Source organism: Polaromonas sp. P1_G2 (assembly GCF_056405515.1).
In genome coordinates, this window is sequence record NZ_JBFUBY010000782.1 from 1 (window position 1) to 562 (window position 562).

The window sequence follows — 562 nt, forward strand, 5'->3', positions numbered from 1 at the left end:
AAGACGGATAAAGCCCGGCCAGTCCGCCCAGCAGGCAGAGCCTGCCGCCGCTGGTCAGCTCTGCCACCCTGTCGAGCGAGGCATCGATGTCCGCAGCTGCTTGCCGCAGGATGCGCATGGCGGTCTCGTCGCCGGTCGAGGCGAATTCGGCGAGGTCGCGCTCCGGCGGCAATGCCTGGCCATGGCTGAGCTTGCCGGTGCGGATCGCATCTTCCAGGCTCTGCCGGAGCTTGATGTAAAGCGGGCCGGAACCGACATACTGCAATTCGTCCGGCGACAGGATAGCGGAAAGCGCGTCACTCATTCGGCAACCTCGCGTCGGTCGGAGAAAGCGGCGCGAGCAAGCGCGATCGCGCCGGTAAGCGCATCGGCAATCGGTTGGACAAGCCGTTCGCGATGCCGCTCCGCCAGGAAAGACGGATAAAGCCCGGCCAGTCCGCCCAGCAGGCAGAGCCTGCCGCCGCTGGTCAGCTCTGCCACCCTGTCGAGCGAGGCATCGATGTCCGCAGCTGCTTGCCGCAGGATGCGCATGGCGGTCTCGTCGCCGGTCGAGGCGAATTCG

General features: G+C 66.5%; 2 protein-coding genes. Both read right to left on the reverse strand.

Annotated elements, in window-relative coordinates:
* On the reverse strand, window positions 1-304 hold a 304-nt coding region (locus AC1D0P_RS27555; RefSeq protein WP_477679637.1), incomplete at its 3' end, for a GntR family transcriptional regulator.
* Window positions 301-562, reverse strand: a 262-nt coding sequence (locus AC1D0P_RS27560) for a hypothetical protein (protein WP_477679638.1), incomplete at its 5' end; no start/stop codon positions are given. The genes AC1D0P_RS27555 and AC1D0P_RS27560, both read right to left, overlap by 4 nt.